Origin of the sequence: Paenibacillus sp. FSL R7-269, from assembly GCF_000517865.1 — a bacterium.
In the GTDB taxonomy this organism is placed as follows: domain Bacteria; phylum Bacillota; class Bacilli; order Paenibacillales; family Paenibacillaceae; genus Paenibacillus_AQ.
In genome coordinates this window covers 182,286-199,426 of record NZ_ASPS01000042.1, presented here as the reverse complement: position 1 = coordinate 199,426, position 17,141 = coordinate 182,286, and the positions used below count along the sequence as shown (strand labels likewise).

Annotated in this window: 14 protein-coding genes and 1 riboswitch; of the genes, 2 read left to right on the top strand and 12 right to left on the bottom strand. The window is 54.6% G+C overall.

Going from position 1 to position 17,141, the window contains the following annotated elements; all coding sequences use genetic code 11:
* Nucleotides 1-127 precede the first annotated feature (127 nt).
* Nucleotides 128-829, top strand: coding sequence for an HAD family hydrolase (locus tag C162_RS19760; RefSeq protein WP_036696797.1), 702 nt, complete (start codon nucleotides 128-130; stop codon nucleotides 827-829).
* Nucleotides 830-924: 95 nt separating this feature from the next.
* Here the strand turns inward: C162_RS19760 and mqnC are convergent, their stop codons facing one another.
* The 3 genes from mqnC to metA all read right to left on the bottom strand — a co-directional run bounded on the left by mqnC (nucleotide 925) and on the right by metA (nucleotide 4,424).
* Complete coding sequence (gene mqnC / locus C162_RS19755; RefSeq protein ID WP_036696795.1) at nucleotides 925-2,061, bottom strand: cyclic dehypoxanthinyl futalosine synthase; 1,137 nt, start codon at nucleotides 2,059-2,061, stop codon at nucleotides 925-927.
* Nucleotides 2,062-2,291: 230 nt separating this feature from the next.
* Complete coding sequence (locus C162_RS19750) at nucleotides 2,292-3,458, bottom strand: aminotransferase class I/II-fold pyridoxal phosphate-dependent enzyme (protein WP_036696793.1); 1,167 nt, start codon at nucleotides 3,456-3,458, stop codon at nucleotides 2,292-2,294.
* 48 nt (nucleotides 3,459-3,506) lie between these two features.
* The gene (gene metA, locus C162_RS19745; RefSeq protein ID WP_036696791.1) at nucleotides 3,507-4,424 is read right to left on the bottom strand and encodes a homoserine O-acetyltransferase MetA; all 918 of its coding nucleotides are present in this window, start codon (nucleotides 4,422-4,424) and stop codon (nucleotides 3,507-3,509) included.
* A gap of 116 nt (nucleotides 4,425-4,540) precedes the next feature.
* A riboswitch (SAM riboswitch) is annotated at nucleotides 4,541-4,672 on the bottom strand.
* Between the two features lie 427 nt (nucleotides 4,673-5,099).
* Here metA and corA point away from each other — a divergent pair.
* Nucleotides 5,100-6,035 (top strand): magnesium/cobalt transporter CorA, encoded by a 936-nt coding sequence (gene corA / locus C162_RS19740; RefSeq protein WP_036696789.1) that lies wholly within the window; start codon nucleotides 5,100-5,102, stop codon nucleotides 6,033-6,035.
* A 171-nt stretch (nucleotides 6,036-6,206) separates the two neighbouring features.
* Here corA and C162_RS19735 read toward each other — a convergent pair whose 3' ends face one another.
* From C162_RS19735 to C162_RS19695, 9 genes are all read right to left on the bottom strand, one after another.
* Nucleotides 6,207-7,223: an HRDC domain-containing protein gene (locus tag C162_RS19735; protein ID WP_036696787.1), complete on the bottom strand. Its 1,017-nt coding sequence runs from the start codon at nucleotides 7,221-7,223 to the stop codon at nucleotides 6,207-6,209.
* 265 nt (nucleotides 7,224-7,488) lie between these two features.
* Nucleotides 7,489-8,370 carry an ROK family protein gene (locus tag C162_RS19730; protein ID WP_051493736.1) on the bottom strand — a complete coding sequence of 294 codons (882 nt, stop codon included), beginning with the start codon at nucleotides 8,368-8,370 and terminating at the stop codon, nucleotides 7,489-7,491.
* 396 nt (nucleotides 8,371-8,766) lie between these two features.
* Nucleotides 8,767-10,248, bottom strand: coding sequence for a cobyrinate a,c-diamide synthase (locus C162_RS19725; RefSeq protein WP_051493743.1), 1,482 nt, complete (start codon nucleotides 10,246-10,248; stop codon nucleotides 8,767-8,769).
* A gap of 46 nt (nucleotides 10,249-10,294) precedes the next feature.
* Entirely contained in the window at nucleotides 10,295-11,434 is a 1,140-nt protein-coding gene (locus tag C162_RS19720) for a cobalt-precorrin 5A hydrolase (protein ID WP_036696784.1), read from the bottom strand.
* Nucleotides 11,427-12,224 (bottom strand): precorrin-4 C(11)-methyltransferase, encoded by a 798-nt coding sequence (cobM, locus tag C162_RS19715; protein WP_036696783.1) that lies wholly within the window; start codon nucleotides 12,222-12,224, stop codon nucleotides 11,427-11,429. The genes C162_RS19720 and cobM overlap by 8 nt, the downstream gene beginning before the upstream one ends.
* On the bottom strand, nucleotides 12,221-13,096 hold the full coding sequence (gene cobI / locus C162_RS19710) for a precorrin-2 C(20)-methyltransferase (protein WP_235218472.1): 876 nt from the start codon (nucleotides 13,094-13,096) through the stop codon (nucleotides 12,221-12,223). Before cobI ends, cobM begins: the two co-directional genes overlap by 4 nt.
* Before the next feature lie 31 nt (nucleotides 13,097-13,127).
* On the bottom strand, nucleotides 13,128-14,354 hold the full coding sequence (locus tag C162_RS19705) for a bifunctional cobalt-precorrin-7 (C(5))-methyltransferase/cobalt-precorrin-6B (C(15))-methyltransferase (RefSeq protein WP_036696781.1): 1,227 nt from the start codon (nucleotides 14,352-14,354) through the stop codon (nucleotides 13,128-13,130).
* Nucleotides 14,347-15,462 (bottom strand): cobalt-precorrin-5B (C(1))-methyltransferase, encoded by a 1,116-nt coding sequence (locus C162_RS19700; protein WP_036696853.1) that lies wholly within the window; start codon nucleotides 15,460-15,462, stop codon nucleotides 14,347-14,349. The genes C162_RS19705 and C162_RS19700 overlap by 8 nt, the downstream gene beginning before the upstream one ends.
* Nucleotides 15,463-16,473: 1,011 nt before the next feature.
* Nucleotides 16,474-17,139: a precorrin-8X methylmutase gene (locus C162_RS19695; protein ID WP_036696852.1), complete on the bottom strand. Its 666-nt coding sequence runs from the start codon at nucleotides 17,137-17,139 to the stop codon at nucleotides 16,474-16,476.
* Nucleotides 17,140-17,141 lie beyond the last annotated feature (2 nt).

The window sequence follows — 17,141 nt, the reverse complement described above, 5'->3', positions numbered from 1 at the left end:
TTACAAGCTCCTCGTAATTGCGTCCTTGTAAAATTATGCTACGGTTATGCGTTGGAAGCAATATCTAGTTTTAAGACACGCCCTAATAGATTTTTACAATATTATAGGATTCATAGGGGGAGTTTACATGATTATACAAAAACCTGTACATGGTATATTTCTCGACCTTGGCTGGACGATTTTCCGCCCTGCAAAAGGTGACTGGAGGATAACATTAAAAGCGTTGGAATACATAAATCCACAGATTCTAGGTTCCATACCACAAGAACAATTGAATACAGCAATTTCAAAAGCAAATGTGCACCTCAAAAATGAAGTTTACAAAACTGAAGATGAGGAGCTTGAAAGGTATACAAATTACTATAAAACAATGGCTGAACGGTTACCTGAAATGCACCTTACCAACGAACAAGCTGAAATCATTGCCCATGATAGAGTGTATAACGATGCTAATTATGTGTTTTTTGATCATACCAAACAAATCATTGAAAGCCTGAGCGCAAAGTATAAGATTGGAGTTATTTCAGATACCGACCCGTCGGTCAAAAGAGTTCTTAAAAATGCCGGTATGTATAATTTTTTTGATAATATGACACTTAGTTTTGAACTTGGAGAAAACAAACCTAATCCCGGCATGTTCAGCCATGCACTTGATGCGATGCATTTGCCGGCAACTGAAACAGTATTTATCGATGATTATGAACAGAACTTAGATTGCGCATCAGCACTGGGGATACAATCAGTATTAGTCCTATCAAGACCCAATTCTCAAGCAAGCACAAAATATCTAAACATCAAAAAGCTAGCCGATTTATTATTGTATTTATAAAAATGGAACAAGCATTGCAGTTGAGCAACAAAAATAACGGAGTAAAAACTACATTTGTAGTTTAACTCCGTTATTTTTGTTTTCTTTATTTCATTCTAGTTCTGCATAATAAAATCATTGTCAATCTTCGCATTCGCATCCTCGAACGTACGCAGAATGTCATAACGCGTGTTGCGCTGCGCCGGAATCTTGCCGGCTTCGCGGATGAGCTGGGTGATCGACTCGATGTTGACCTTGTAGGTCGCACCCGCCGAGGAGACTACGTTCTCCTCGATCATTGTGCTTCCGAAGTCATTGCATCCGTATTGCAGGGAGAGCTTGCCTACTTCAGGCCCCATCGTTACCCAGGAGGATTGGAAGTTCTTGATATTGTCCAGCACCAGACGGCTGATGGCTACGGTCTTGAGGTACTCCTCCGGGGTCTGGCGGTCCAGCTTCAGGTTCGTATTATCCGGCTGGAAGGTCCAGGAGATGAACGCCAGGAAGCCTTCAGAATCATATTTATTCGCAATGCATTCGTCCTGGGCTTCACGGACACGCAGCAGATGCAGCGCACGTTCTTCCATACTCTCGCCCAGACCGATCACCATCGTGGCCGTTGTATTCATGCCGATCCGGTGTGCGGTCTGCATGACGTCCATCCACTCGCGCCAGGAGCCCTTGAGGCGGCTGATCTTGCGGCGGGTACGGTCATCGAGAATCTCAGCACCGCCGCCGGGCAGGGAATCGAGGCCTGCGGCATGAATCTCACGCATGACCTGTTCCAGCGGCAGGCCGGAGACCTCAACCATTTTCATAATTTCCGCAGGTGAGAAGGAATGCATTGTAATCTCCGGGAACCGCTGCTTGATGCCGCGCAGAATATCCGTATAGTAGCTGAACGGCAGATTCGGATTCGTACCGCCCTGCATCAGAATTTCGGTTCCGTTCACGCTCATGGTCTCCGCAATCTTCTGATAGATTGTCTCATCGGGAAGCACATAGCCTTCCTCCGAACCGGGTCTGCGGTAAAAAGCGCAGAATCGGCAATATACATCACATACATTGGTGTAGTTAATGTTACGGCCAATGACGAATGTTGTCACTGGCTCCGGGTGCCAGCGCTTCATAATAATATCTGCGGCAGCGCCCATTTTCTCAATTTCATTGCTCTCGAACAACGTGACCGTATCTTCCAACTGAAGACGTTCACCCTTCAGTGCCTTATCCAGTATAAGATCGACTGCACTCACTGTTGACGGCCTCCTCTTCATCTATGAAGTCTATGAGATAAATACAATTTGAAATAAAAATAGTCCGTTCTCCCATCGTATCACAATCGGCTGTTCTTGAAAAATGTTTCGCTGCGCAGAACCGGTAATTGACCTTGTCCCAGGCAAAATTAAACAGCAGCGCCCGAAGGCACTGCTGCTTGTACGTTCTGCGAATCCCTCATGCCGGGCCAGGTCCGGGGCGCATCGCCTTATTCCAGCTCGCTCCGGGCGGCCTCCAGGGCCTGTCCGAGATCCGCAATCAGATCATCTACATGCTCTATGCCGACAGAGAAGCGCAGCAGTCGGTCATCCACGCCTACAGCATCGCGGATTTCAGCCGGAATATCGGCATGAGTCTGTATCGCCGGATAGGTCATCAGCGATTCGACACCGCCCAGACTCTCGGCGAAGGCGATTAGCTTGATATGGCGGAGCAGCGGCTCCACATAGCTGGCCTCTTTTACCTTGAAGGAGAAGATCCCGGTGTTGCCGGAGGACTGGCGGTTCTGAATGGCATAGCCCGGATGGTCCGGCAGACCCGGATGGAAGACCTCGGCAATAGCCGGATGCTTCTGCAGATAACGGGCGATGGCCAGGGCATTGCTCTCATGCCGCTCCATGCGCAGCGCCAGGGTCTTCATACCTTTCATCAGCTGATAGCTGTCATTCGGCGCGAGAACCGCTCCCAGAGAGTTATGCAGGACGGCCATTTCAGCAGACAATTCTGCGCCCTTGGTCACAATCAGCCCAGCCAGCACATCGTTATGCCCGCCCAGATACTTAGTCGCACTGTGAACCACGATATCTGCTCCAAGCTCCAGCGGGCGCTGGAAGAACGGAGTCAGCAGCGTATTATCTACAATCGTGAGCAGCCCGTGACGGCGGGCCCAGGTACATACGGCTTCGACATCCGTAATCATCATCAGCGGATTGGTCGGCGTCTCAATGAATACGGCTTTTGTCCCCGGCTGGCGGGCTGCTTCCAGTCCATCCAGATCGTTCGTATCTACATAGGAGGCACTGATGCCGTATTTGGAGAGAATCCGTTCCAGCAACCGGTAGGTTCCGCCGTACAGGTCGAGCGACACAATGAGATGGTCCCCTTGTCCAAACAAGGTGAACACCGTAGTCAGCGCAGCCATACCGGAAGCGCAGGCGAAGCCGGCATCCCCGGATTCCAGGGCCGCTGCCGCTTCTTCGAGGACAGAGCGGGTAGGATTTTTGGTGCGGATGTAGTCAAAGCCTGTGCTCTGCCCAAGTCTAGGGTGACGGAAAGCCGTCGCATGATAAATCGGGTAATTAATGGCCCCGGTGGCGGGGTCCTCCATCGAACCAATCTGTGCCAGTCTGCTCTCAATTCTCAGTTTCTCATCCATCTCCATTGCCTCCTGATTAATTACTTCTATTAAGAATAAGTTAACCTCTTAGATAAATGCCCCGATATCGTAAGGAGTCTCCTGGTATACATAGTAATTGAGCCAATTAGCGAATAATAAGTTGGCATGGGCGCGCCAGACTGCCGGCGGAGTACGCGTCGGATCATCCTTGGGATAATAGTGCTTCGGCAAGGCAACCTCCAGCCCTTTTGCGATATCCCGGTCATACTCCCATTTCAGCGAGAAGGGATCATATTCCGAATGTCCGGTAACAAAAATCTGCTTCCCGTCATGCGTAGCCACCAGGTACACCCCGGCTTCCTCGGATTCTGCCAGAATCTGCAGCTCCGGGTTCCGCTCAATATCTTCACGGGAGACATCGGTATGGCGGGAATGCGGAACATGGAACACTTCATCGAAGCCGCGCAGCAGCTTGACATTATTATGGCTCATCGTATGCGGAAACACTCCGAAGCATTTGTCCGGCAGACTCACCTTGCGCACACCAAAGTGATGATACAGTCCTGCCTGTGCCGCCCAACAGATGTGCATGGTCGAGGTTACATTCTGTTTGCTCCACTCAAAAATCACTTTCAGCTCTTCCCAGTAGTTGACATCCTCGAATTCAAGTTGTTCTACGGGAGCGCCCGTTACAATCAAGCCGTCGAACCGGCGGTGGCTGATCTCATCAAAGGTTTTGTAAAAGCTCTTCAAATGCTCAGCCGAAGTATTCTTCGACGTATGGGAGCTGGGATGCAGCAGAACAACATCCACCTGAAGCGGGGAATTCCCGATAAGGCGCAGCAGCTGGGTCTCAGTAGTTTCTTTGGTAGGCATCAGATTCAGGATGGCGATCCGCAGGGGACGGATATCCTGATGGAAGGCCTGGCTTTCATCCATTACAAAAATATTCTCACCGGATAACACTTCTTTGGCCGGCAGGCTGTCGGGAATTTTGATAGGCATTGCTGTTCACTCCTTAACTGAAATGGGGTTCCACTTGGTGGTTAATCCTGAGGCAGGGTAGCGAAAAAAGACCTTTCCCGGGCGAGAAAGGTCATATCATGCAGTCATATGCGCCTCTCTCATCTGCCAGAGAACTTCCGCCGGACGAATAACGCCCTGCAAAGCTTCCGCAAGAATTAGCACCGTGCGCTCACACGCCGGTTGCCGGGTTTCATCGGGCTAGTCCCTCCACCTGCTCTTGATAAGATTTAGCTGTATTCAGTTGAATAACCTTAAGCATCCGAAAGATGCTTTTTCTTAAATTTCACTTTAAATCATGAACCTCCTTTTCGTCAAGTCCATACAATGCTGAAGGGGCCTTATGACAGAAAACAATTTCTCTTGTAAGACCCATATCCCGGCGTTATACTAGACAAGTGTTTCAACCAAAATAAACGGCGAAAAGAAGAGGTGAGAGAACAATGGAAGGCGACCCGGGCTCGCGAATATGCGTGCAGAATGAACAACCACACAGGATTAACATCAGCTTGCCGGCGGCGGGAGCCCTTTTTCTTCATGCTCTCGGACCATCTTTTGGCCTTCATCCATGATTGTACCACCGGCCAAGCTGATTTTTTCCGTGTGCTGAAATTAGCATACCCCTGGAGAAGACCAGGGACATAAGGAGTGAATCAGATGAAAATCCGGCTGGTGAATGCAGGGGTTTTTACGCCTATTGACAATATTGAAGAAACTTTAACCGCCCCTGCCGAGGGGTTCTACTGGATTGATGCCGATGTGGAGGACCTTGTAGAGCTTCAGCCTATATACGGACTGCATGATCTGGCTGTGGAAGACTGTCTTAGTGAAGAGGATCAGCGTCCGAAGCTGGAGATTTATGAGAGTCATTATTTCATCGTGGTGAACAGCATCCGGTTCGATGATGAGGAAATTTTCCTCCGTGCGCTTAACGTATTCCTTGGCAGACATTATATTATTACCGTTACGAAGCAGAAGATCCATGAGCTTCGTGTCCTGAAGCCCGTACTGTGGGAGCAGGAGGTCAGTACGCCTGACCGCTTCCTGTATCTGCTGATCGACCTCGTTGTCGACAACTTCTTCTCGGTCGGTGACCGGATTGAAGCGCGGATCGAGAAGCTGGAGGAAGACATCCTCATGCATACCAAGAAATCGCATCTGAGCGAGATCATTGGTCTGCGCAGTGAGATTCTCTGGCTGAAGAAGATGCTCGGCCCGCAGAAGGAAGTTATCAACACGCTCAACAAAAAGGATCTTCGCCTGATCGACGATCAGCTGCAGAAGTATTTCAGCGATATCTATGAGAATGCGGTCAAGATCTCTGAAACCTTCGAAACGTACCGCGATCTCATGGGCAACTTACGCGAAGCTTATCAGTCCAGTATTGCGAACCGTGCCAATGAAATCATGCGTGTATTTACGGCAATTACCACCATATTCATGCCGCTGACCGTGATTACCGGGATCTACGGCATGAACTTTGACAATATCCCGGAGATCCACACCGAGTACGGCTACTATGGCGTCATTGCTGTCATGGTGACGCTAGGCTGCGGAATGCTCATTATCTTCCGTAAGAAGGAGTGGCTATGAAGCAGGGCGGACGAATACGAAGGACGAAGGCACCGTATACCCGGCTATTCCGGGATGCGGATAGCCTTCGTCTTTTTGGTATGCCACCAGTATGTAATGCGTCTGCGCCGATGAAAAATCCCGGTCATCAGGACCGCAGATTGGGGCCGCTTCAGGCCGCCGGTCACCCCCTTACAAAGGGGCAGCCATTCCAAGAGCGGCCGGATGCTCCCGCCGGAAGCGGATGCGGATCAGCCGCAGGCGTTCGTAATACAGATCGAGTCCGTCAGCAGGAACGAAAGGTTCACCGTAAGCTTTGTAAAGAACAGGCTTCAGGAAGTTGTCGCCGATCAGTTCATAGGCTGTCCAAATATTGTTCTGTTCTTCGGGGCTCACTCCGCTCAGCTCCAGGGCAATAAGCTTCTCGGCCGAGTATCCGTCCTTCTCCAGCTCCTCTACTACTTCAAGCACTTCACGGCGGGAAACTCCGCTAAGCACTCTGAGCTGCTCCATTCCTTGCCCCTCTTCGATCCCCTGTAACAGAACACGCCGCAGTCTCAGCCGCTCCAGCTCCTTCTTGTACTTAAGCTCCTTCTGCTTATATTGCCAGGATACGAAGCTCTCTTCGTCTATTGTATGATTCACCCAGCTTAGCGGAAAATCATGCTCACGCTCAGCCGCTGCGGTGATACTGAGCCAGTCCGCTCCATACTGTGTGGCTTTGCCTTCACCTACACCTGGAAGCTGTAGCAGCTCCTCCTCCGTGCGGGGAAGAAATGCGCTGATCATGCGCAGCAGACGGTTGCTGGCCAGGATATAAGGCGCTTTCCGTTCGCCGGAGGCCTTCCCTCTGCGCCAGGAGCACAGCTCCTCGAAGATCGCTTCATTCCCGTAATGCTCACTGTAATACTGCAGCTTAAGCTGCTCCTGGCTGCGGCTGCTGAGATTATCCTCGTCATGAAATACCCCGTCAATCAGCGGGCGGTAGCCATCCCCCATCTTCACGGCAAGCTCGTGCCGGTATACACACAGCATCTCATTCCATGATCCGCCTTCATACCACAGGCTATCGCCCGTCTCCTGTTCGCCGGAGAAATCACGCCAGCCAAGACGCCACTGCCCCTCTTCCTCTCCAATCCACAGCTGGGCAAAAGTCTCCCCATCCACTCCTGATCTTCTGCACAAACGGTTCATAAATACGATCTGCATATGAATCCCTACTTTCGTCGTCTTACAGTACGCATGAGCGCTGGCAAGCGGAAACGGCTCTGCCGTCCTATAAAGGACGGTACCGTTTCAGCGACAAATATAAGGATAATTTATAGCGTGAAACCTATACATTCTTATATTTGAACGCAAAAAAGCACCTCTCCCACGAAATTCGTGAAAGAGGTGCTTCCTCTTAAATGCTATACTGTTAAAACCTAGGATACCATATATTACGTAACAGTCAATGCCTTTTTGTCAGGAGATCCTACTTGCGGTCCAAAGCCAGCTTGGCCAGACCCAGTGCACCCGACAGACCGGCGTTATCTCCAAGCTGCGGAGGCACAATATAGCTGCCAATCTCTTCATTGAGCGCTGGATGCTGCACATATCCGCCGAGCAGCTCCCGCAGCTTGGCATGAATCAGCGGGAAGAGCTGGCTCTGCTTCATCACACCGCCGCCCATTACGATCTTCTGCGGCGAGAGGATCAGCACATAGTTCATAAGAGCATGAGCCAGATAGTGGGCCTCCATCGCCCAGGCCGGATGATCTGCAGACAGCTCGCCCGCCGGCTTACCCCAGCGCTTGCCGATGGCCGGACCTGCTGCCAGACCCTCCAGGCAATCGCCGTGATAAGGGCAGAAGCCTTCGTAGTGGTCCTCGGGATGACGACGAACCAGAATATGTCCCATCTCGGGATGGGACAGCCCGTGAACGAGCTTCCCGCCCACCACAGCACCGGCACCGATCCCGGTACCTACAGTGATATACAGGCAGCTATCCAGACCTTGCGCTGCCCCCCAGGTGTATTCGCCCAGCGCTGCGCCGTTCACATCTGTATCGAAGCCGATCGGAACCTGGAATTGCTCCTCCACGGCTCCCACCAGATTATAACCGCCCCAGTGCGGCTTGGGTGTGGTTGTAATATATCCATAGGTGGGGCTGCCAATAACGGGATCAATCGGTCCAAACGAGCCGATCCCGATAGCCTCCACAGCTTTTCCGCTGAAATAATCCATTACCTGGCTCATAGTCTCCTGAGGAGTGGCAGTCGGAAAGCTCACCCGGTCGATAATTGTCCCGTCCTCATTCCCGATACCGCATACAAACTTTGTTCCTCCTGCTTCAATCGCTCCCAACAATTTCACTGCAGCGTTCCCCCTTCTCCTGATGCATCCATATGCTGTTGCTTCTATTAACTTTCAATGGTTTCCTGCGCTGGAACTGATCGGTTGACCAGCCCGAGCGCGGTAATAAAGCGTTCTCTTGTCCTATTATACGTGGCTCTTATACGTATGACAAGCGGTTGACATATAGTAGACAGAAGTGATTTGCTGATGAGACTTAGGCTGGTTTGAACGGAACGGGGGATAGTTGGATTTTCTACACTTGCTAATGAACGAATGACCGGTACTAGAACAACAGTTGGAAAAACAACACTTACTGTTGCCCATTTTAGCCCAAGCAGCTAAAAGTAACATGAATAGATGTTGTTTTTCCACTTATCTCCACACATTCTGTTAGAATCAATAATTTAAGATACGTTATTCCACTTGTTGATTGCAGGAATCGGAATCATGCTGCTGTACAGCTTGTTTGCGGTCACGATATGCCCGGCAGGCTGCTACAAGCCGGGCTGCTGCCGGGAGATGGGAGGCCAAGTGGATATGCGCATAAGCAGCCATAATGCTGCCGCTGATGTAGCCTTCCGGCTGGCTCCCCCCTCTGCCCTTACTCTCATAGGCATAGGTTCGGGCTTCCCCGTCAGGATAGCTCATGACGGAGTAATGAAATTCATGGCCGCGCAGGCGCTCGCCCTGCTTCAGCAGCAGACAGTCGTGAAGTGCCGTAACTTCACGATAGCCGAGTGCCGCCCGGCGTTCCTGCATCTCAGTGTGTGCCGGAACGATTCCGGCCATCTCATGCACCCTGCCGTTGCGGTCGGTCAGACTGCGGGCCAGCACCATGTAGCCGCCGCACTCCGCATAGAGCGGCATTCCAGCGTCTGCGGCAGACCTCAGTCCGCCAAGGAACAGCTGGTTCGCGGCAATCACAGCCGCGAATTCTTCCGGGAAGCCGCCGCCGATATAGAGGCCGCCCGCTTCCGGCGGAATGCCTTCACCGCTGAGCGGGCTGAAGTAAATCAGCTTAGCACCTTCACGTGCGAGCAGCTCCAGATTATCTGCGTAGTAGAAGTTGAACGCCGCGTCCCGGGCTACGGCAATGACCGGGGCAGGCTCCGCCGGGCCTGCCTGTGTCTTATGTATCATCGGCACAGCAGGATTACACTGATCATCCGCAGCCGCAAGTATCTTCTGCACAGCAGGAGCTGTAGCAGCAATCTCCAGCAGCTGCTCCAGATCCGTGCCTTGCTCCAGCATATCGGCGGCACGGTCGAACAAAGGCGCAAGCTCCCCGCGTTCCACAGCGGGCAGCAAGCCCAGATGCCGCTCCGGGATGTCCAGCCCGCTATCGCGGGGGAGCCAGCCGATCACGGGAATCCCGCAGGCTGCTTCAATGGCCGCCTTAACTAACCGGTAATGACCCTCGCTGCCGCAGCGGTTCACCAGAACGGCGGCAATCCGCACCTGCGGCTCCAGCTGACGGAAGCCCAGCACTATCGCCGCAGCACTGCGGCCCATGCTGCGGACATCGACCACCAGGAGTACAGGGCTGGCAGTCAGAATGGCGATCTCCGCCGTTGATCCGGTCAGCGCCGTATCCTCCTTGCCGTCATACAGACCCATGACACCCTCAATGACGGACAAGTCGGCCTCTGCCGAAGCCTGCAGGAAATACTCCTGCAGATAATCGCTTGAAGTCATCCAGGAGTCCAAATTGCGTGAGGGACGGCCTGTGACCGCAGTGTGATAGGCGGGATCGATGTAGTCAGGGCCACATTTGAAGCCCTGGACCTTGAGGCCCCGCCGGGCAAAAGCGCGCATCAGCCCCAGCGTGACCGTTGTTTTGCCCGAGCCGCTGCCTGTGCCTGCAATGACCAGGCGGGGACGGGCCTGCAGCTCCAGGCTGGCTAATCCCGGCTCTTTTTCATATCCTGCTAAATTCCTCGGCTCATTCACCGCAGCTCCCCTCCTTCTCTCTAGGATAGAAGACCCGGGCTACGGCGATAGTCACATTGCCGCTCTTAAGCTTAGGCTGCAGGAGCGAATGCGCGCCTGAAGACAGCAGGGCCGCAGGTTCACAGACACCGTATGCCCCCGTGGCCCTGAATACCACCTCAGACGGATGGTCCAGCTCAACTGTATTTAGCTGCTCCGGGGTGTACAGAACCAGCTCCCAGCTGTATTTGGCGCACAAGGCCAGTAGCCCGGGTTCATCCCCCTTGATCCCGGCCGTCGCCACATTCCGCACACTATGGAGCGACAGATGAAGCTCATTCAGAGTGTGCAGGACCACGGCTTCCAGCTCTTCCGCAGACGTCCCGCGGTTGCAGCCGAGTCCAAGCACCAGACTGCGCGGGCGATACACTACAATGGACTCGGCCAGTGCAGTGTCTGCTCGTGCATCCTCCTCCAGTTCCTCTGCCAGCCGGTCGCTTACCACAATCGCTGCGCTGAAGCTGCGTCCGCTATGCCTAAGCTCAGCCCTGCTTGCGAACATAGAGACATGCTCCGGCACCTCAGCACCCGGCGGCAGCCAGTCACGTTCCCCGCTCTCCTGCACAAAAGCCACCGGCTCCCCGTTAACGAGCGCAGCACTAACCCCCTTCATGGGGGTGAAACTGTCCGCGCGCCAGCGATACTCTTGACCCAGCAGGTCAACAGCGAAGGTGCCCTGTACATCCGAAGCTGTGGTGATCACCGGATGGCTGCCCAGCAGCTCCGCAATCTCCAGAGTAAGCCTGTTCGCTCCGCCGAGATGGCCGGAGAGCATACTGATGACATGCTCCCCGCGCTCATCGATGACGATGACGGCAGGATCGGTTCTTTTATCCCGCAGCAGCGGAGCCGTCAGCCGGACAGCCGCCCCCAGCGAGAAGAACAGAATGACCGCCTCATAGCTCCCGAAGAGCTTGGGAAGCAACCCTCTAACCGGTCCATCAAAAACAGTAACCTCACCGCTCCGCGCCTCCAGCCAGCCGCTATACTTGGCATAGACAAAAACCTCAGTCCCGCCAAGCCGCCCGCCAAGCTTCACAGCCAGCTCTATCCCGCTGCGCGTAATGGCAACAGCCGCATACCGCTTACTCACCGGAGCCGATTCCTTCCCGGCAGCCGTGGGTGAAGGTCTTGTCATACAGCTTGGAGCGGTGCTGATCGCGGTCCGTCAGCCCGGGGTCCAGCGCCCAGCCGGCCAGGATCATGGCATGCATGGTGATACCGGCATCACGCAGGTCCCCCTCCAGCTTCTCAACCGTTGTACGCAAAATCTGCTGATCCGGCCAAGTGGCCCGCTTCACGACCGCCACCGGGGTCTCCGGGCTCCAGCCTGCGGCCAGGAATTCACTGCTCACATGACCGGCCAGTGATGCACTTAGAAACAGCGCCACCGTGCAGTGATGCTCCGCCAGCTTGCGCAACTGCTCGCGCTCCGGCACGGGTGTGCGCCCTTCCGCACGGGTCAGAATGACCGTCTGCGTCAGCTCCGGCACGGTCAGCTCTGCGCCAACCGCGGCCGCAGAGGCAAAGACCGAGCTGACGCCCGGCACAATCTCGTAAGCGACGCCGCAGAGCTTCAGCAGCGACATCTGCTCCAAGATTGCACCGTACATGGCGGGGTCGCCGGTATGTACGCGGGCTACGCTTTTACCCGACTGCACGGCAAGCGTCATCAGCTCCACCTGTTGCTCCAGATCCATGCCCGAGCTCTGAAGCACCTGAGCACCCGGCTTAGCGCTGCGGATCAGCTCCTCGCTGACCAGCGAATCCGCATACAGCACCAGATCTGCCGAGCGCAGAATCCGGCTGCCTTTGACCGTAATCAGCTCCGGGTCACCTGGTCCGGCACCTACAATGTATACCTTCGGCACAAGCTCCGTCATTTGCTCACCACCATCAGACTCAGGTATTCCACTTCCTTGCCCCGCAGATCCCGCGCATCGCGCCAGACGGTCTCATAGGGGGAGGTAACCTTGGTTACCACCGAGGCACGGCCGGACAAGCCCAGCTCATCCAGCACATCCAGCACCAGATCCAGCACTTTGGCCACCTTAAGGAACACCACCGTATCATGATGCAGCAGCGCTTCCCAAAGCGCCTCCCTGTCGTCCGTAGCCGGGATGATCCCCACCCGCTGATTGCCGTCTGCCAGGGGCTGCTCCAGCGCAGCCGCCGCGCCCAGGACGGAGGAAATCCCCGGAACCGAGACGACCGGCACGCCGGGATGCAGCTCCTGCATCAGCCGGGCCAGATGAATGAAGGTGCTGTAGAGATTAGGATCGCCTTCGGTCACAAAAGCCACATCCCGCCCCTGTCTCAGCTCTCCCCAGCACAGCTCTACCGTACGGGTCCAGCCGCCAGCCAGCAGCTCCGGGTCCTTCGTCATCGGAAAGACCAGTCCGAGCATGATTTTGTCCTGCGGGTCTACATGCAGCTCGATGATTTCATAGGCGTAGGATTTGCCGCCCTTCTTGGTAGCCGGGTAGGCGATCACCGGACATTCCTGCAGCAGACGGCAAGCCTTAAGCGTGATCAGCTCCGGGTCGCCGGGACCGACGCCTACACCGTATAATGTTCCGAGCGCCCGGGGAGTCAGTCTTTCCTCCAGCTTCGGCTCTTCACTATCCAGCGGGTCAAATAACGCACTGGCCGCCTGCATCGCCGCTTCTGTCAAGAGCGTACCTGCTGTTTCTCCTGATGATATTTCCTGTCCGTCCGCAGCCTGCCCACGCGGCTCAGTTACATCGGTCTTCATTGCAAGTTCCTCCTTCGTTATTGTCTGATGATTAATGAAGCCTCCGGCCGCTAACCACATAGACGGGATTCATTCCGTCGAACCGGGTCATGCCGAGAATCGGCTTGCCGCGCGACGCCTGAAGCATCGTGACCTCGCAGGCCAGTCCTGCGGTCTTGAGCGCCTCCATGCTGCCATGCAGTGTCTCCACCGTAATCGCCCCAACCACAATCCGGCCCTCCGGGCGCAGTCTGGCGGCGCTGTGCCCGATAATGTTCGCCAGCTCCCCGCCGCTGCCGCCGATGAAGACGGCATCGGGGTCAGGCAGAGCGGCTAGGCCCTGCGGTGCCTTCTCCTGAATGATTTCGAAATCCGCCCGGAACTTCAGACGGTTCGCTGCCATATTCGGCAGGTTCTCGGCACTTTTCTCCAGAGCGTAGACCTTCCCGAGTCTGGCGATCCGCGCACATTCCGCAGCCACCGCACCCGAGCCGGAGCCGATATCCCACACAACTGCATCCTCGGACAGGTTCAGCTCCGACAGCACCAGAGCGCGGACCTCGCGCTTCGTAATCAGACCTTTCTCAGGCTTACGCTGCCGGAACTCCTCGTCCGGATAAGCGAATCCGCGCCGCATAGGAATGGAGACCTCCTGCTTACGGCGCAGGATCACAACATTAAGCGCCGCGAACTCCCTTGTCTCCATCTCCTCCAGCGTCCAGAACCGGCACAGCTCCTCTGCGCCGCCAAGCCGCTCGCAGACAAACGCCTCATATTCCATCATACCGAACTCACACAAATAAGCAGCGATGACAGCAGGAGTGTTGTTCTCGTCTGTCAGCAGGGCGATTTTGTGCTTGCCGTCGATACGCTGGGCCAGTCCCTGAATGGGACGCCCGTGCAGACTGATCAGCTCAGCATCCTGCCAGCTGTCACCCAGCCGCGCAAACGCAAGCTGCACACTGCTATAATGGGGGATCACCTCCACATGCTCCGGCCCGAACCTGCGGACAAGATATCCGGCAATCCCAAAAAAGAACGGGTCCCCCGAGGCCAGCACCACCGTCCGCCGCTCACGCCACACCTCCTCCAGCTTGTCTGTAAAAGGCTTGAGCCCGCCTTGCAGCACGATTTTCTCCCCTCTGTACCTGCCAAAAAAATTCAATTGCCGCTCGCCGCCCAGCAGCACCTCGCTGTTGTTCACTATACCTAAGCTATCCGGTGTCAGGCCGCCGGCGCCATCCTCACCGATCCCGATCACGTAAATCAGGTTATCCATGAATCTCCGCCCTTCCCAGCACCCGGCCCTTCATTGTAATAAGCACCATTTCTACAATCATGCCTCCGTTCATATGCGCCAGACTCTGTTCACAGGCATGCCTGCACAGCTGCTCGAAAAAAATGTTATTCCCCGCCTCAGTCATCATATCCACGACCTGTGAGGCTGTGTTCGCGGCAGCAATCTCCTGCACCTGCTCCGGGGACGCTCCCGCACGGCCTGCAACAGAGGCCAGAAATCCGAAATCGACAGGCGCGTTCTTAGAGTGAATCAGCATGGCCCCCTGAGCCACCTTAGAGAATTTGCCGGCCATTCCGACGAAGGTAACCTTCTGAAGCCCGTAAGCCTTCGCGTGCTCCAGCGAGAAGCCTACATATTCCCCCATCTGAATAAAAGCTTCCTCTGGAAGCTCCGCAAACATCGCGATGGCGTATTTCTCGCTGCTGCCGCCTGTGGTCAGCACAATCTGCCGGTTCCCCGCTGCAGACGCCACCGAGATGGCCTGAACCACGCTCGCCTTATAGGCCTCGGTGGAGAATGGGGTCACCACGCCCCGCGTGCCCAGGATCGAAATGCCGCCCAGAATACCCAACCGGGGATTCAGCGTCTTCAGGGCAATGTTCTCGCCTTCCGGCACGCTGATGACTACCCTCACCCCCCGCGCTGTACCATGCTCCTCCAGTACGGCGGTTACCGCCTCCTGAATCATCCTCCGCGGTACCGGGTTAATCGCCGCCTCTCCTACACCAATCGGCAGACCTGGCTTCGTCACCCGGCCGACACCGCGGCCCCCGTCAATCTCCACGCCCGGCTCATCCCGCCAGCTCACCGCTGCCTCGATCCACGCCAGATGTGTCGCATCCGGGTCGTCTCCGGCATCCTTGACCGTGGCACAGCTTGCCGTGTGTGATCCTGTACGCTGCCAGCCAGTCAGCTCAAAGGTATGACGGAAACCAGCTGGCAAATCGATCTCTACCGCAGGCAGGCTCTCCCCTGTAATGAGCAGGGTTGCCGCACCTGCGGCTGCCGCTGCGGCACAGGCCCCTGTCGTGTAGCCCCTGCGCAGCGGGGGAGCGGGCGTTGCCTGTGCGGATTCGGGGTCGGGCAATCCTGGACTGGACGCTTGTGCGAACACTTCAGCTGCCTTATCGAATCCGGGCAATCCGGGTTCGATAGCCTGCTGTACCTGTCCAGCCATCTGCCTGATCTCGGGGCCGGCTGCGTGGTCCAACCGTTCAGCCGCCTGTGCGGATTCGACGCTGCCTACTTGCTCCAACCGCTCAGCTACCTGATCGAATTCAGTTCCGGCTACGTGCTCTACCTGCCCCGACCCTGCTTCCCCGCTTCTTTGGCTCCGGTTCTGACTAACGGCTTGACCGGGTAATTCCTTGGTCATGGCAATCCCTCTTTGCTGATAGTCTAAGAATATATCCTCACAAACTGAACAAACTGAACAATCTACATCGCTGAAGCCCATCCTCTGAGCGTTCGCCCATGGCAGGTAACCAGTCTTACTCTCTATATAACCTGATTATACTGCTGTTTCTAAGCAAATCAGGAGACTTACATACAAATATTTCTAGTTTCCCTGGCTCCACTGCACTTTGTACATTAGAATTTGACGAGGGAGGTACTGTGGAGCCCTTATCCACAAATCAAGTGTATGAACAACAACAGAACCAGATTTCTACTATAAAATCACGAATTCTGTTGTGCAGAATACAATTAGTGAGCTCACACGCTACTGCAATCCCCAGATTAAGCACATTAACCCGGTCATCGGTGAGAACGCCAGCCACAAATTTCAACTAACATACTATTAGAACTAAGGAAGTAAATAATTTGAGATAGTTGTATTCTGTACATTTAAAACCCGCAAAAAGGAAGGAATTCCTCTTCTAGCTGTAATCTGTACAACTATATCTGCCGAAATGAGGGAAAACACGGATTATAGATTAGTTTAATTGCACGTTTTACAGCTAAATGGATATTCACTCGTGCATCAGAGCATTTAGTTGTACAGAGTGCGATTAAGCATACCACTTAACGCTTACACCTTAATCGGGGTATGACAACTCACAGCCCTACGCTCCAAGCATCTGCATGCTTCTCTAATCCGCTAACCCAGCTCGCCCGCCGCCCGGCGGACTGCCAGCAGACTTAGTGCGTTCACTGCGGCGACCACGATCGTACTGCCGCCTTTGCGGCCGATATTGGTGATGTAGGGAATATCCAGCTTGCGCAGCTCATCCTTGGATTCCGCCGCCGAGACGAAGCCAACGGGCATGCCGATGACGAGGCCAGGCTGGGCTTCGCCTGCTTTTACCAGACGGATTAGCTCCAGCAAGGCAGTGGGCGCGTTGCCGATAACATAGATTCCCCCCGGTGCCTGGGCGCAGGCCTTGCGCGTTGCGATGATCGCCCTTGTGGTTCCCAGCGCCTTCGCCTCGTCCACCACATCAGGATCAGAAATATGTACCCGGACCTCGCCGCCATACCGCTGAATCCGCTCCTTGGCAATGCCCGCCTCCACCATCCGCACATCCGCTATAATCGGCTTGCCCTGCAGAATCGAGTGAATCCCCGCCTCAATCGCCCCGGGATGAAACACCAGACTGCGCCCTAGCTCAAAATCAGCCGAAGCATGAATAATCCGCTGTACAATCGGGTACTCCAGGCTACTGAAGGAATGTTCCCCCAGCTCCTCCGTAATCATCTGAAAGCTTAGGCCCTCTATCTCCTGCGGCTGTACGGTCACCGGCTTGAACTCTGTCCCAAAATCCACAT

Coding starts and splice junctions, on each gene's coding strand:
- C162_RS19760 (WP_036696797.1), top strand. CDS start 128: ATGATTATACAAAAACCTGTACATGGTATATTTCTCGACCTTGGCTGG.
- C162_RS19750 (WP_036696793.1), bottom strand. CDS start 3,458: ATGGATGAGAAACTGAGAATTGAGAGCAGACTGGCACAGATTGGTTCG.
- metA (WP_036696791.1), bottom strand. CDS start 4,424: ATGCCTATCAAAATTCCCGACAGCCTGCCGGCCAAAGAAGTGTTATCC.
- corA (WP_036696789.1), top strand. CDS start 5,100: ATGAAAATCCGGCTGGTGAATGCAGGGGTTTTTACGCCTATTGACAAT.
- C162_RS19735 (WP_036696787.1), bottom strand. CDS start 7,223: ATGCAGATCGTATTTATGAACCGTTTGTGCAGAAGATCAGGAGTGGAT.
- cobM (WP_036696783.1), bottom strand. CDS start 12,224: ATGACGGAGCTTGTGCCGAAGGTATACATTGTAGGTGCCGGACCAGGT.
- cobI (WP_235218472.1), bottom strand. CDS start 13,096: ATGAAGACCGATGTAACTGAGCCGCGTGGGCAGGCTGCGGACGGACAG.
- C162_RS19705 (WP_036696781.1), bottom strand. CDS start 14,354: ATGGATAACCTGATTTACGTGATCGGGATCGGTGAGGATGGCGCCGGC.